The sequence below is a fragment of the Micromonospora sp. M51 genome (genome assembly GCF_018070305.1).
Taxonomy (GTDB): Bacteria; Actinomycetota; Actinomycetes; order Mycobacteriales; family Micromonosporaceae; genus Micromonospora; species Micromonospora parva.
This window is the reverse complement of sequence record NZ_JAGPXZ010001557.1, coordinates 1-394: the sequence shown is the minus strand read 5'-3', so window position 1 is coordinate 394 and position 394 is coordinate 1. Positions and strand designations below refer to the sequence as shown.

Below are 394 nucleotides of genomic sequence, written 5' to 3'. Positions count from 1 at the left end.
CGAGCATCGCGACCTGGAGCCGTGGTACCGCGAATTCAACGACCGGGCGTGGGGGCCGGCCAGGGTCTGCGTGGCGGCGGCCGAGCAACACGGCGCCGCCGCCCTCGCGCTGCTGTACCCGGCGCTCGGCCGCCGGATCCACGACGCCGGCGACAAGGACTTCGACACCGTCGTCCCGCAGGCCCTGGCCGAAGCGGGCCTGCCCGCCGACCTCGCCGACGCCGCCCAGCGCAGCGACCTCGACCCGCACCTGCGGGCCAGCACCGCTCGCGCGCAGCAGCTGGTGGGCGAGGACCTCGGCACCCCGACGGTCGTCATCGACGACGTGGCCTTCTTCGGCCCCGTGCTGACCTCGATCCCTCGCGGGGAAGAAGCCGTCCGCGTCTTCGACGGC

1 pseudogene is annotated in these 394 nt (G+C 74.9%); it reads left to right on the top strand.

The window, feature by feature from the left end:
* A pseudogene (locus KBX53_RS35930) lies at window positions 1-394 on the top strand (disulfide bond formation protein DsbA); the annotation flags it as partial.